Genomic DNA, 12860 nt, shown 5'->3' on the forward strand with positions numbered 1-12860 from the left:
GATATATTTTACTCTCTACACCACCATATCTATCTGCTGCAAAGTCCCCACATCACCGGCGTCAGTCAAATACACCCCACTGGCTCTCACCCGACCATTATGCTGATTATCTTCACCTTTAATATCGAAAGGTGTATCTGTGGAACCTAAGTAGATAGCTCCAACATCATGTTCCTTAAGACTCGTAAGAGATTCACTTTCAGGGCCTTTATTCCAGATAAGTAACTCATCATAAATAGCATCGGCCTCATCAATAAAACCATTGGCATCTTCATCATAACGGGCCAGCTCCGCAAACCCGTTACCGGTTAACGCGCCAAACAGCTCCGAACCATCATTGATAATACCATCACTGTTTTTATCCAGAGCTAACATACCGCTATTGCCTGACAGATAGCTGATCAACTCTTTATCGCCATCAGCATCCAGATCAAATTCATACTTTTCATCGCTTAGGTCAGCGTAATTTCCGTCAAAATTAAGCACCAGCGGATCAGTAAAGGCCACCTCCTGAATAACCTCGTAGTCACGAACGGCTGAATAGCTGCGCTCCATCGTCATATTAAGATCAAATTCGATAGATTGACCATCCGCGGTGGTTACCTTGCCGCAACTACTAAAGCTGCTGCACTCGTACTCTTCGATTGTTTCACTAACCCGAAATCTCATCTGCAATGACAGAGGCCTTAATTCTGCAGATGGCTCTACAGTCTGCCCTGTAGAGTACTCACCACCGACATTTCCAGATGCAGAGTCTTTAGACGCAGCATCCCCAGGTGCAACAGCAAACGGAGACAGAGTCTCATCAACACTAAACCCCGGAGTCCTCTCTGATTGAATCGCATTCAGCAGGCTTTGCCATAGCCTGGCCCTGACCTCATCCTCCTGCCGATCATACTTATCCGCATTGTCCGTTACCCGGAACCCCGAGCCAGCATCCGCCATCAGTAAAAATGAACCTGACTGTGAAGTATCGGTCGTTATCCCGCCAAAAGAACGACTGGCTAACTGCAGTCGGGTGTGTTCATTTCTCGCCTGAACCTCCAACATTTGCGCACTAAAACCATTTATCAGTGCGTCAGTATCTAAGGTACGGGACATCGCCATATATTCAGACTTCTGATGCTCTGCACTCATATGCATGTTACTGGTCTTTATAATCATTCTGTTACTCCATTTTCAGACAATAGAACCCATACCGTTAGAATTACATCAACAGCAAATACTTTTTCAGGGCGCAACAATCCCGCCCTAGCTGCCAACTAAAGCAGTCGTTAACGGGGATTTATGGCATGAGGAATATTACTGCCGCCTCTTCAGATTCATTCGGCAACAGAGGACCCTACCGACTATAAAAGCCAGTAATAAAAGCCACCTCATACGTAGTTACTTGATTGGATTAATCGTTATTTGAACTTAAATCGATAACTCTCTCCTCTGATATGAGCCACCTGAACCCTTCGTGGTTATTGACTGATAGCCCAGCAGATATAGCAATTAGTATGCTATCTGGCTGTTCATTTCAGCCATATCGCGACACTGGGTGGGTAGCACCTGTTAAAAAATAGTAATAGATAATCTGCAAGAACCGGGCCTGATAATGCTCAGTCACACCCGTCTATCGGGCTTTATGAAATCAAATAAGAAGAGAAGAGAAGAGAAGAGAAAGAAAATAATTCAGATGAAGGACAATAGCTAAAACCTGTCCAAATAAAAAAACGGGCCTAGGCCCGTTTTATTAACTAAATAGCTTATCAAAGCTATACCGCCCTCAGGCTTTAATCGTACTGATAAAAACCACGTCCGGATTTACGGCCCAGATAACCAGCATCAACCATCTGTACCAATAGCGGGCATGGACGATACTTAGAATCTTTAAAGTTATCGTACAGTACCTGCATAATACTCAGACAGGTATCCAGACCGATCAGGTCCGCTAATGCAAGCGGCCCCATAGGATGGCTCATACCCAGCTTCATTACGGTGTCGATCTCTTCAGCCGTGGCAATGTTCTCATAACGGCAGAATACCGCTTCATTGATCATTGGCATCAGAATACGGTTGGAGACAAAGCCCGGCGCATCATTCACATCGACCGGTACTTTATTCATATCCAGTGATAACTGATTAACCGCATCAAACACAGCATCTTCAGTCTGCAAAGCGCGAATGACTTCCACTAACTGCATCATCGGCACAGGGTTCATGAAATGCATACCGATCACTTGCCCAGGCCGGGATGTTACCGCCGCCAAACGGGTGATAGAGATAGATGAGGTATTAGTTGCCAGGATAGCCCCCGGCTTACAGATTTCATCAAGATTACGGAAAATAGTTTTCTTGATCTCTTCATCTTCACTGGCCGCTTCCACCACGATATCAACCACAGACATGTCAGACATCGCTGTGGTTTGCTTAATACGGGACAGCGCCTGATCTGCTTCGCTCTGGCTTAGCTTCTCTTTCTTAACCATCCGCGCCAGACTACCAGCGATCACCCCCACTCCACGTTCAAGTGCGGCTTCATTCAGATCAAAAAGAACCACATCAAAACCGGAACAAGCCGCAACCTGAGCGATACCACCACCCATCTGTCCTGCACCAACCACACCAAAGCTTTTAATTGTCATGCTACACCTATCCTCTTAAAAAACTGCCCACAGTGTTCCATCACCCAGCATCAAAGGCAATACAAAAATAAGGGGATACCCCTATTAATTTATCTTTCACTCTTGAGATCGGCTAATTTATTGATTAGGTATTGAGGGCATACTAAGATCATCCCAGCCGAAAACAGGCCTCCACCGTGGCTTTAAACAATTTACTTCGAACACAGCGGCTAGAAATACAGCAACAGGAAAGACGATGAATACGCAGCAACCAGGTCCCGGAAAAAAATTACTCCTCAACATATTTAAGCTGCTGCTGCTCTGCCTGGCTTTGGGCATCGCATACGGCTATCTGTTTATCGATATACCGATGGGAAAAGGTGTTGATGGCGCTGAGCCAATGGACACGACCTATCTTAGCATTGCTATCGGCTTCACCTATGGTGCAGCACTCAGCTTTGTCGCCAGTGGTGTGCTTATTATTCGTTACCTGATACAGACCCGAAAGCAGCCCTGAGCCCAGTTCTGAGCACAGCCCTGAGCACAACTTAGTAGCAGCAAGACTTCAGCACAAAAAAAACCGGCCAATGGCCGGTTTTTTTATTATGTCTGATTAGCTCACTTAAGGTGATCAATCAGATCATCAACGACTTCCTGCTCTTGCTGAAGGCTTTCCTCAACCGGTTTAGTCATAGGCAGGACCAGATTCAGGACAATAGCCACGATGCCGCACAAGCTTACGCCCTGCATACTGAAGCCACCTGTACCGATAGACATTCCACCAATTCCGAACACCAGTGTTGTAGCAACAATCACCAGATTACGTTGCTCAGCCATATCAACTTTAGACTTGATAAGGGTGTTCAAACCTACCGCAGCGATAGAGCCAAACAACAGAATCAGAATACCGCCCATTACCGGTGCAGGAATGGTTTGTAGCAGCACTCCAAACTTAGCAACAAAGGCCAGTAAAATAGCAAACACCGCCGCCCAGATCATAATCATAGGGTTGAATGAACGGGTCAGCATTACAGCGCCTGTCACTTCAGAGTATGTTGTATTCGGTGGACCACCAAACATCGCCGCTGCAGAGGTTGCGATACCGTCACCAAACAAAGTGCGGTGCAAGCCCGGTTTTTTAATATAATCTTTACCGGTAACACTACCAATCGCCAGCACATCACCCACATGTTCAATCGCTGGTGCAATCGCTACCGGAATCATGAACAAAATGGCCTGCCAGTGAAATTCAGGCAGGGTAAAAGCCGGCACCGCAATAAATGCAGCATCATTAACGATCTGATAATCCACCATACCGAAGAAGTTGGCCATGATGTAACCCACGACCACACCCGCCATAATTGGCAGTAAGCGGAATATACCCTGACCAAATGTGGCCACCAACAATGTCGTCAGCAGTGCTGACATAGAGACAATCATCGCATCAACGTAAGGAAATAGTTCGACTGAACCATCACCCGCTTTACCCATCGCCATATTTACAGCAATAGGGGCTAATCCGAGGCCTATAACCATAATCACCGGTCCGACAACGACGGGCGGCAATATACGGTGCAAAAAGCCCGCTCCACGGAATTTCACCAACACCGCCAACGCCATGTACACCAGACCTGCACAGAACAAGGCCCCCATTGTGGCAGGCATACCCCAGGTTTGGGTGCTGTAGATAATAGGTGCAATGAAAACAAACGAAGAAGCCAGAAATACCGGCACCTGACGTTTAGTCACAAACTGAAATATCAGCGTACCCAGGCCGGCTGTAAACAGCGCAACACTTGGATCCATGCCGGTCAGCAGCGGCATTAGCACCAACGCACCAAAGGCTACAAACAACATCTGCGAGCCCGCTAGTACGGTACGCCACATAGGCTCGGTACCGTCCAGATCACCGGGCCGAGAATTTGAAGTCGGGTTCATCTTAGCTCCCCTTTCCTAAGATTAAAGATTAAGTACTTACATTCAGTGCTTACTTAGTACCAAAAATCTTATCGCCGGCATCACCAAGCCCAGGGATAATGTAACCGTTTTCATTCAGGTGGCTATCAACTGCTGCTGTGAATAGCTCAACATCGGGATGCGCTTCATTGACCGCCTTCACACCTTCAGGCGCCGCCACCAGGACCAATGCTTTAATCTGTGTACAACCGGCTTTTTTCAACATGTCGATAGTTGCATTCATGGATCCGCCAGTTGCCAGCATTGGATCAATAACCAACGCCATCCGCTCATCCATCTCGCTGGTTAGCTTCTCAAAATAAGCAACAGGCTCAAGGGTTTCTTCATCACGATACAAACCAACCACACTGATCTTGGCGCTAGGTATAAGATCCAGAACACCGTCCAGCATACCAATACCAGCACGCAGAATAGGCACTACCGTCACCTTCTTACCCTTGATCCGCTCACCGGTCATTTCGCCACACCAGCCTTCAAACTGATACTCTTCAGTCGTCAGGTCTTTAGTCGCTTCATAGGTCAGCAAGCTGCCCACTTCGGCCGCTAACTGACGAAAGCCACGGGTACTGATCTTATCAGCACGCATCAGGGCGATTTTATGTTTTACCAGAGGGTGGTTAATCTCATTAATACGCATCGCAGGGTTCTCACTTCAAGGCGTCAGGATAAGGGAACGCAAACCAGACGGGATCTCCGTCCAACAAGCCGCAAAATTCCCGGTATGATACTCCCATCTAAACTAAAAGTCTTAGATGGCAGGCATTAAAAAATGCCCAAAAAGTCGGATAAATAAACAGAACTACACCGACAGATTACTCAGCCTTTATTTTATTCAGATATAAAAAAACACGCCGAAGCGCGCTTTATAAATCTAATCAACATCAAACCGACGACAACTCAACCTGTCAGTTCACCATGGAGTGCTAAAAACTCCATAGTTAACTTATGCTTAGGTGCAAAGTAAATTAAAGGGATGGATTCATTATGAGACTCTTTCATCTTAACGGAAGAAGAGATCTTATTTTCCAGCACCGGCAGATCATCATCCAGTAATGCCTCGACAATTAATTTGGCGGCATTAGCACGGGGCTGATACTGATTTACCACTATACCTTCGATCTGCAGTTTCTCATTATGGTCCTGCTGGGTTTCCTGTACGTTATACATGAGGCTGTATAACGCCTGACGTGAAAACTCATCACAATCAAAGGGAATCAGGCAACTGTCAGCCGCGCATAACGCCGACAAAGTATAAAAATTAAAAGCCGGGGGAGTATCGATATAAACCGCATCGTACTCGCCTAATTTAGACAACGCATCCCGCAATTTATAAATTTTGTGCTTCGCTTCAAGCTTTGAATGCAAGTCGCCCAGCTCAGGATTAGACGGTAACAAATCCAGATTTTCATATGCCGTACGATGGATAAAATCCGTCACAGGCTTAGGGTGAACCTGAAAGCTCAAGGTCTGCTCGTAAAAATCTTTAATATCACCGACTGTTTCATTAACCTGCTCACCCAACAGGTAGTGACTGGTATTACACTGAGGGTCCAGATCGATAACCAGGGTACGCTGCCCACCATTGGCACTGATGGCCGCCAGGTTAGTACTGATACTGGATTTACCTACACCACCCTTCTGATTAAAGACAACCCGGATCATACTTTTTCCCTTAGATGACAGATCTGAGGCCAGCTAACAGCCTCAGATTCATTTGCACATTTATAAAGCACTGAGTGATACGCCAGGCCTGCCCTGTTAGCCTTGTTCTAACAAAGCACGCAGATCGATAATGGCAGCATTAGCACGCGAAATATAAGATGCCATCACTAATGAATGATTGGCTAACAAACCAAATTCAGTGCCATTAAGAATCAACGGACTCCAGATAGTCGACTGAGTCGCTTCCAGCTCCCGAATAATCTGGCGCAGACTGATCAGCGCATTCTTTTTCTCCAGCGATGTCGCAAAATCAACTTCAACGGCCTTAAGCAGATGAGCCAGCGCCCAGGCTGTACCCCGCGCTTCGTAGAACACATCATCAATTTCCATCCAGCCAGTTTTAACTTCAAGCTCAGCGGCATTATCGGTTGACTGACGCGCCCCGGCTTCACCGGCCAGATCAGTATTCACCCGCTTCTGACCAACACTTGCACTCAAACGCTGAGACAAGCTACCCAAACGGGTAGAGACATCCGCCAGCCAACCCCGCAGATTATCTGCACGGGCATAAAACTGTGCGTTCTGCTGCTGTGGATCGATCAGGCGAGCCTCATAGGCACGCAGATACTTCAGTGATTTTTTGTACTCACCTTCACTGGATGGCAGGATCCAGCTATCGTTATCAAAATGCAGCAGTGGCTCCGCTTCTTTAAGATCAACATCTTCAGTTGACTGAGACTGAGAACGACTAAAATCTTTGCGCATTGCCCGGGACATATCCCGCGCCTGAACTAACACACCAAACTCCCAGTTAGGCACATTATCAAGCCAAAGGCCCGGGGGCAGACGATCATTTGAAAGATAGCCACCGGGCTTATCTAACAGCGTCTCGGTAATAGTAATCAGGCTGGATACTGTGGCAGAGCCAATTACCGGCTTTTCAGCACCTTCTGCGGTCTGCACCATCACCGGCTCAACCTCAAACGAATCCGGCTCAAAACTCCACCATATTCCCACCACCACAGAGATCAGCAGGTAGAGCCCAAGCGCTACACCTACGGTTCCCAATCCTCTGACACTCCCTGTCATTGCGACCAGTTTATCCCAGAACATAAACCACCAACGTTGCAACATATCCATGGTATTTCCTTTAACAATGTAGCCAGTACTAAGTTTTAAACAGCTCGTTATTGCACTGCAATATGTCCGATTTAACAAAGCGGGTCAATGACTCAGCCCGCAAAGCCACAGTATAAGTGATATGGGGCTTAAAAGGGGGTTTTAAAGTAGCCCGTCATCTACCCTAAAAAAACATAGACCTAAGTCAAACTCTGATCAGAAAGCATACAGAACGTCGGGAAAACTGATGTTAAAACACAATAAGTAGCAAAGTTGTTTACACTGTTTGGCTTTTACGGCAAAATATTCGGTCTCTTATACCCATTGGTCGCGATCTTGCGTTATATGAGGCTTATTTAATGGCTAAAATACTTGTTCTTAACGGTCCAAACCTTAACTTGCTCGGTACGCGCGAGCCTGAAGTTTATGGTGCCGATACATTACAAGATATTAACCTGCGCCTCTCTACCCTTGCTTTACAAGCAGGCCATCAACTGGAATGCCTGCAAAGCAATGCCGAACATATCCTGATCGAGCGTATTCATAAAGCCCGTGACGAACAGTTCGATTTCATACTGATCAATCCAGCCGCATTTACTCACACCAGCGTTGCTTTGCGCGATGCTCTGCTTGGGGTTGCCATACCTTTTATTGAGATTCACATCTCAAATGTGCATGCCCGTGAGTCATTCCGTCATCACTCTTATCTTTCAGATGTGGCGGTGGGTGTTATCTGTGGTCTGGGCGTCCAGGGTTACGAATTTGCATTACAGTCCGCTATTAGCCGGATTGAAAACCCTTAACATCGAATTTATAGAGAATTTCATTAGCATGGATATTCGTAAAGTAAAAAAGCTGATCGAGCTGCTGGAAGAATCCAACATCAACGAGATCGAAATTAAAGAAGGCGAAGAGTCTGTTCGCATCAGCCGTGGCGCAAATGTTATTGCCGCTGCACCTGTTGCTGCAGCTCCTGTAGCGGCAGCTCCGGCTCCAGTAGCAGCTCCTGCTGCTATTGCTCCGGCAGCACCTGTATCTAACGACAATGCAATACTGTCGCCGATGGTTGGTACCTTCTACCGCTCGCCATCACCAAGTTCTCCTTCATTTATTGAAGTAGGCCAGACAGTTAAAGTGGGCGATCCAATCTGCATCGTTGAAGCGATGAAGATGATGAACCAAATTGAAGCTGATAAGTCCGGTGTTGTAGAAGCGATTCTGGTTGAAGATGGTCAGCCGGTTGAGTTTGATCAGCCGCTGGTTACTATCGTTTAAGCTATCTACCTGACAGGTTCACAACATGTTAGAAAAAGTTGTTATTGCCAACCGGGGTGAGATCGCTCTGCGAATCCTCCGGGCTTGTAAAGAGCTGGGCATCAAAACGGTAGCGATCCACTCCACAGCGGATCGTGACCTGATGCATGTTCGCCTTGCAGACGAAGCGGTATGTATCGGCCCTGCATCATCCGCACAGAGTTATCTGAATGTACCGGCTATTATTGCAGCTGCCGAAGTAACCGACTCGATGGGTATCCACCCGGGTTACGGTTTCCTGGCTGAAAATGCTGATTTCGCTGAACGCGTTGAACAGAGCGGCTTCGCTTTTATCGGTCCTAAAGCGGAAACTATCCGTGTAATGGGCGATAAAGTTGCTGCCATTGAAGCGATGCAGCGTGCCGGTGTACCAACCGTACCTGGTTCCGACGGCGAACTGCCGGAAGATGGCGATAAGGTTATCGAAATCGCACGTCGTATCGGTTACCCGGTTATTATCAAAGCGGCCGCCGGTGGTGGTGGTCGAGGTATGCGCGTCGTTCATAGCGAAGCCAGCCTGCTGAATGCTATCTATGTGACTAAAGCCGAAGCGAAAGCGGCCTTTGGTGACGATACGGTATACATGGAGAAGTTCCTGGAAAACCCACGTCACGTGGAAGTTCAGGTTCTGTCCGATGGCCAGGGTAACGCAGTACATCTGTATGACCGCGACTGTTCACTGCAGCGTCGCCATCAGAAGGTTGTCGAAGAAGCTCCTGCACCGCAATTAGATCCTGAAGCACGTGCTCAGGTTCTACAAAGCTGTGTTGATGCCTGTGTCGAAATCAACTATCGCGGCGCAGGAACCTTTGAGTTCCTGTACGAAGATGGTGGATTCTACTTTATCGAGATGAATACCCGTGTTCAGGTAGAACACCCGGTTTCTGAGATGGTAACCGGCGTTGATATCGTTAAAGAGCAGCTATTGATCGCTTCTGGATTGCCTCTAAGCATCAAGCAGGAAGATATCAAACTGCAAGGCCACTCGATTGAGTGCCGTATTAATGCAGAAGATCCTGTTACATTTATGCCTTGCCCCGGTCATGTGAAACACTTCCATGCACCCGGCGGTATCGGTGTACGTGTCGATTCTCATCTGTACAGTGGCTACAGTGTGCCACCTCACTATGATTCCCTGATCGCTAAGCTAATCACTTTTGGTGAAACCCGAGAGATTGCATTAAAGCGGATGGAAATCGCGCTGGATGAGATGCTGATTGAAGGTATCCGTAGCAATATCCCATTGCATCAGGATATTGTAAAAGATGCCAACTTCGCCGAAGGTGGAGTTAACATCCATTATCTTGAGAAAAAATTGGGCCTTGATTAATTAATGCCCGATCAGTTCTTTTAAAAGCCTCCTTACGGAGGCTTTTTTTCATCTGATGCTCTTGCTATAAAACATATATACCATTGTTTATAAGGACCGATAGATGCCCTGGTTACAGATCAAACTGGATGTTTTGCCGGACAATGCTGAGCAGTATGAAGACCTGCTACTCGCTGCAGGCTGTGCCGCTGTTACATTACAAGACCGCGAAGATCAGCCGATCTTTGAACCGGATCTGGGTACAACCCCGCTCTGGAGCAATACAGTACTAACGGGACTCTTTTCTGCTGACCATGACCTGGAAGCAACTCGCACATTCTTGCACGACTCTCACACTCAGCTGTTCCCAAATACTCCTTTCCCGAAAATGAAAACAGAAATTCTGGAAGATAAAGACTGGGAAAGAGAATGGATGGACAACTACCATCCAATGCAGTTCGGCAAGCGACTCTGGGTATGCCCTAGCTGGAAAGAAGTACCCGATCCGGATGCAGTCAATCTTATGCTCGATCCAGGTCTGGCCTTTGGTACAGGAACACACCCGACAACAGCCCTTTGCCTCGAGTTTCTTGACAGCCTGCCATTAGAGAACAAGCAGGTTATCGACTACGGCTGTGGTTCAGGTATTCTGGGTATTGCCACCCTGCTGTTAGGTGCGACTCATGTAACCGCTGTCGATATCGACCTTCAGGCCCTGGATGCAAGCCTGGATAATATGCAACGCAATCAACTGGACAAAGACAGGCTAAACGCTTATCTGCCGGAAAACACACCGGATGAGCAAGCCGATCTGGTGGTCGCCAATATTCTTGCCGGCCCTTTAGTTGAACTGGCACCAACCTTAACCAAACTTTGTAAAACCGGTGGTCAACTGGTGCTTTCAGGTTTACTTAGCGAACAGGAAGAAGAAATCATCAACGCTTATGGCAAGCACTTCGCGCTCACTCCTGCGGTTGATAAAGAGGGCTGGATTCGCATTTCCGGCACTAAGCTATAAACCAAAACCGTTAAGGGAATAACGCTAACAACTATGTGTATTAGAGACAGATCTTAAGGGACAAGTAGTTAATTTAATGAGCCGTTACATCATCACCGAATGCCCGGCCTGTACCACAAGGTTTCAGGTCACCAAAGGGCAACTAAAAATTGCCAACGGCAAGGTACGTTGCGGCTCTTGTCTGGAGGTATTTAACGCAGAAGTTTATCGCTGCGACGATATCCCAGACACTGTTGAATTACTGCAGGAAACAGCGAAACAGACAGAGTCTATAAAGGAAGCGACGACAGAAGCACCTACAAGAGGAGCTGCTATAAAAAATACTTCCGCCCTTTCGAAACAACCGCATGAATCACTCTTCAATGAGCTGAAGCTGCCCGATTTTGAAGCTCCAACAAAGTCATTTTCTGATATCGATACAGAATATACTGAACACGCGATTGAGGAGCTCATGTCGGGTCATTATGATGTCGAATCCGACACCTTTGATCCAGAGTCCGATAACTCCATACCAGTTGATGCAATGCCTGTTGATGCAGAGCCAGGTAATTCAGAACCAGGCAATTCAGAACCAGGCAATTCAGATCTTTGTGTCCCGGAGCCGAGTGATGCAGATCTGGAACAGCCGGTTCAGAAGCTTATTGGCGAAATAAAAAACACTGTATCACCAGAAGCACTTCCCAGTCAGACTGGCAAGCCTGATCGGGAAATCCCCGCTAACCAGGCAACATCACCTGATATAGATACAGATACAGCTTCAACAGTGGACGAAAGCCTTTCGACTTCTTCTGGCTATGAATCTGAGATGAGTAGCGGCCACGAGCTAATAAACAACCCTGAGCCAGATAGCAGTCTGGAGCCCAACAACAACCCTGAGCATAAAAGCAGCCCTGAGCCTGATAGCAACCTTGAGTCCAACAGCAGCCTTGGGCTAACTAGCAGCCCTGAGCCCAATAGCAGCCTTGAGTCCAACAGCAGCCTTGAGCTAACTAGCAGCCCCGAACCTGATAGCAGCCTCGAGTCCAACAACAGCCCTGAGCCAACTAACAGCCCTGAGCTTAAAAGCAGTCTTGAGCTAACTAGCAGCCCTGAGCTAGCTAATGATTCAGAATTAAACAATCCAGAGCTGCATCAGAACACAGGTTCAACCAGCCCGAAGGCTTCTGTAAGACCTTTTAAAACAGAACCGGTAATGATCAAAACTATCCGGGAGAAGCAGCAGCGCCCTATCGGTTGGTCTCTGGCGTCATTGGCTTTAATCATCTTACTGGCGGGCCAGTATCTATGGTTCAACCGACAAAACCTAAGCGTCATAACTGAACTAACGCCTGCTTATCAGAGCATTTGCAATCAACTGCCCTGCAATCTGGAAGTACCAATCGTACTCTCAGCCATCTCAACCCGACAACTGATTGTGAGAAATCACAAAGAATATCAGGGAGCACTGACGGTCGACCTGTTACTGGAAAACCATGCGGGCTTCATTCAGCCATACCCCGCAGTACAGCTGTCATTCTCTGATCGAAAAGGGCAACAGATTAGCCAACGAACTTTTCAACCCAAAGACTTTCTGAATACAAAAGTTGCCGAGCCAATGCAGATGCCCACTGCTATTCCAGTACAGATTAGTTTTAACATTCTTGATCCTGGCCAGCGTGCAGTCAGTTATGAAGCCATTCTTAAAAAACCAGATCCGGTTAAAGATCAGCGTAACTATACCCGCCAGTCAGATAGCCAATAGCCCTTAACTCGCCCTCCTCTAGCATTTTTTGATCATTTTGCAATACTAACAATGATCAAAAAACCATCAAAAAGTCCTTGGCCCACTGCAGGCGAAAGGGTATTATTGTCC

12 protein-coding genes are annotated in these 12860 nt (G+C 47.1%); 6 read left to right on the plus strand and 6 right to left on the minus strand.

The genetic code is table 11. From position 1 onward, the window contains the following. Window positions 1–15: 15 nt before the first annotated feature. Together EHS89_RS14770 and EHS89_RS14775 are read right to left on the minus strand one after the other, a co-directional pair. Window positions 16–1164, minus strand: coding sequence for a hypothetical protein (locus EHS89_RS14770; protein ID WP_124926926.1), 1149 nt, complete (start codon window positions 1162–1164; stop codon window positions 16–18). A gap of 614 nt (window positions 1165–1778) precedes the next feature. After that, complete coding sequence (locus EHS89_RS14775) at window positions 1779–2630, minus strand: 3-hydroxybutyryl-CoA dehydrogenase (protein WP_124926927.1); 852 nt, start codon at window positions 2628–2630, stop codon at window positions 1779–1781. 235 nt (window positions 2631–2865) lie between these two features. On the opposite strand from EHS89_RS14775, the gene EHS89_RS14780 reads away from it, so the two are divergent. Then, window positions 2866–3126, plus strand: coding sequence for a hypothetical protein (locus EHS89_RS14780; protein ID WP_124926928.1), 261 nt, complete (start codon window positions 2866–2868; stop codon window positions 3124–3126). A 101-nt stretch (window positions 3127–3227) separates the two neighbouring features. Here the strand turns inward: EHS89_RS14780 and EHS89_RS14785 are convergent, their stop codons facing one another. The 4 genes from EHS89_RS14785 to EHS89_RS14800 form a co-directional block, all read right to left on the minus strand. Next, window positions 3228–4547, minus strand: coding sequence for a uracil-xanthine permease family protein (locus EHS89_RS14785; protein WP_124926929.1), 1320 nt, complete (start codon window positions 4545–4547; stop codon window positions 3228–3230). Window positions 4548–4596: 49 nt separating this feature from the next. Next, window positions 4597–5223 (minus strand): uracil phosphoribosyltransferase, encoded by a 627-nt coding sequence (gene upp / locus EHS89_RS14790; protein ID WP_124926930.1) that lies wholly within the window; start codon window positions 5221–5223, stop codon window positions 4597–4599. Between the two features lie 260 nt (window positions 5224–5483). Then, window positions 5484–6248 (minus strand): ParA family protein, encoded by a 765-nt coding sequence (locus EHS89_RS14795; RefSeq protein ID WP_124926931.1) that lies wholly within the window; start codon window positions 6246–6248, stop codon window positions 5484–5486. Between the two features lie 96 nt (window positions 6249–6344). Beyond that, complete coding sequence (locus EHS89_RS14800; RefSeq protein WP_124926932.1) at window positions 6345–7388, minus strand: DUF2333 family protein; 1044 nt, start codon at window positions 7386–7388, stop codon at window positions 6345–6347. 338 nt (window positions 7389–7726) lie between these two features. Here EHS89_RS14800 and aroQ point away from each other — a divergent pair, with 338 nt between their 5' ends. From aroQ to EHS89_RS14825, 5 genes are all read left to right on the plus strand, one after another. After that, window positions 7727–8170, plus strand: a complete 444-nt coding sequence (gene aroQ / locus EHS89_RS14805) for a type II 3-dehydroquinate dehydratase (RefSeq protein WP_124926933.1) — start codon at window positions 7727–7729, stop codon at window positions 8168–8170. Between the two features lie 28 nt (window positions 8171–8198). Next, on the plus strand, window positions 8199–8642 hold the full coding sequence (gene accB / locus EHS89_RS14810; protein ID WP_124926934.1) for an acetyl-CoA carboxylase biotin carboxyl carrier protein: 444 nt from the start codon (window positions 8199–8201) through the stop codon (window positions 8640–8642). A gap of 25 nt (window positions 8643–8667) precedes the next feature. Continuing rightward, entirely contained in the window at window positions 8668–10011 is a 1344-nt protein-coding gene (gene accC, locus EHS89_RS14815; RefSeq protein WP_124926935.1) for an acetyl-CoA carboxylase biotin carboxylase subunit, read from the plus strand. A 103-nt stretch (window positions 10012–10114) separates the two neighbouring features. After that, window positions 10115–11008: a 50S ribosomal protein L11 methyltransferase gene (gene prmA, locus EHS89_RS14820; protein ID WP_124926936.1), complete on the plus strand. Its 894-nt coding sequence runs from the start codon at window positions 10115–10117 to the stop codon at window positions 11006–11008. 76 nt (window positions 11009–11084) lie between these two features. Further along, window positions 11085–12749 (plus strand): DUF3426 domain-containing protein, encoded by a 1665-nt coding sequence (locus tag EHS89_RS14825; RefSeq protein WP_124926937.1) that lies wholly within the window; start codon window positions 11085–11087, stop codon window positions 12747–12749. Window positions 12750–12860 lie beyond the last annotated feature (111 nt).

This window comes from Amphritea balenae (assembly GCF_003858655.1).
GTDB classification, from domain to species: Bacteria; Pseudomonadota; Gammaproteobacteria; order Pseudomonadales; family Balneatricaceae; genus Amphritea; species Amphritea balenae.

Excerpts from the sequence above, each read along its gene's own strand:
- EHS89_RS14795 (WP_124926931.1), bottom strand. The coding sequence starts at position 6,248 with ATGATCCGGGTTGTCTTTAATCAGAAGGGTGGTGTAGGTAAATCCAGT.
- EHS89_RS14770 (WP_124926926.1), bottom strand. The coding sequence starts at position 1,164 with ATGATTATAAAGACCAGTAACATGCATATGAGTGCAGAGCATCAGAAG.
- EHS89_RS14775 (WP_124926927.1), bottom strand. The coding sequence starts at position 2,630 with ATGACAATTAAAAGCTTTGGTGTGGTTGGTGCAGGACAGATGGGTGGT.
- accB (WP_124926934.1), top strand. The coding sequence starts at position 8,199 with ATGGATATTCGTAAAGTAAAAAAGCTGATCGAGCTGCTGGAAGAATCC.
- EHS89_RS14825 (WP_124926937.1), top strand. The coding sequence starts at position 11,085 with ATGAGCCGTTACATCATCACCGAATGCCCGGCCTGTACCACAAGGTTT.
- upp (WP_124926930.1), bottom strand. The coding sequence starts at position 5,223 with ATGCGTATTAATGAGATTAACCACCCTCTGGTAAAACATAAAATCGCC.
- EHS89_RS14800 (WP_124926932.1), bottom strand. The coding sequence starts at position 7,388 with ATGGATATGTTGCAACGTTGGTGGTTTATGTTCTGGGATAAACTGGTC.
- EHS89_RS14780 (WP_124926928.1), top strand. The coding sequence starts at position 2,866 with ATGAATACGCAGCAACCAGGTCCCGGAAAAAAATTACTCCTCAACATA.
- accC (WP_124926935.1), top strand. The coding sequence starts at position 8,668 with ATGTTAGAAAAAGTTGTTATTGCCAACCGGGGTGAGATCGCTCTGCGA.
- aroQ (WP_124926933.1), top strand. The coding sequence starts at position 7,727 with ATGGCTAAAATACTTGTTCTTAACGGTCCAAACCTTAACTTGCTCGGT.
- prmA (WP_124926936.1), top strand. The coding sequence starts at position 10,115 with ATGCCCTGGTTACAGATCAAACTGGATGTTTTGCCGGACAATGCTGAG.
- EHS89_RS14785 (WP_124926929.1), bottom strand. The coding sequence starts at position 4,547 with ATGAACCCGACTTCAAATTCTCGGCCCGGTGATCTGGACGGTACCGAG.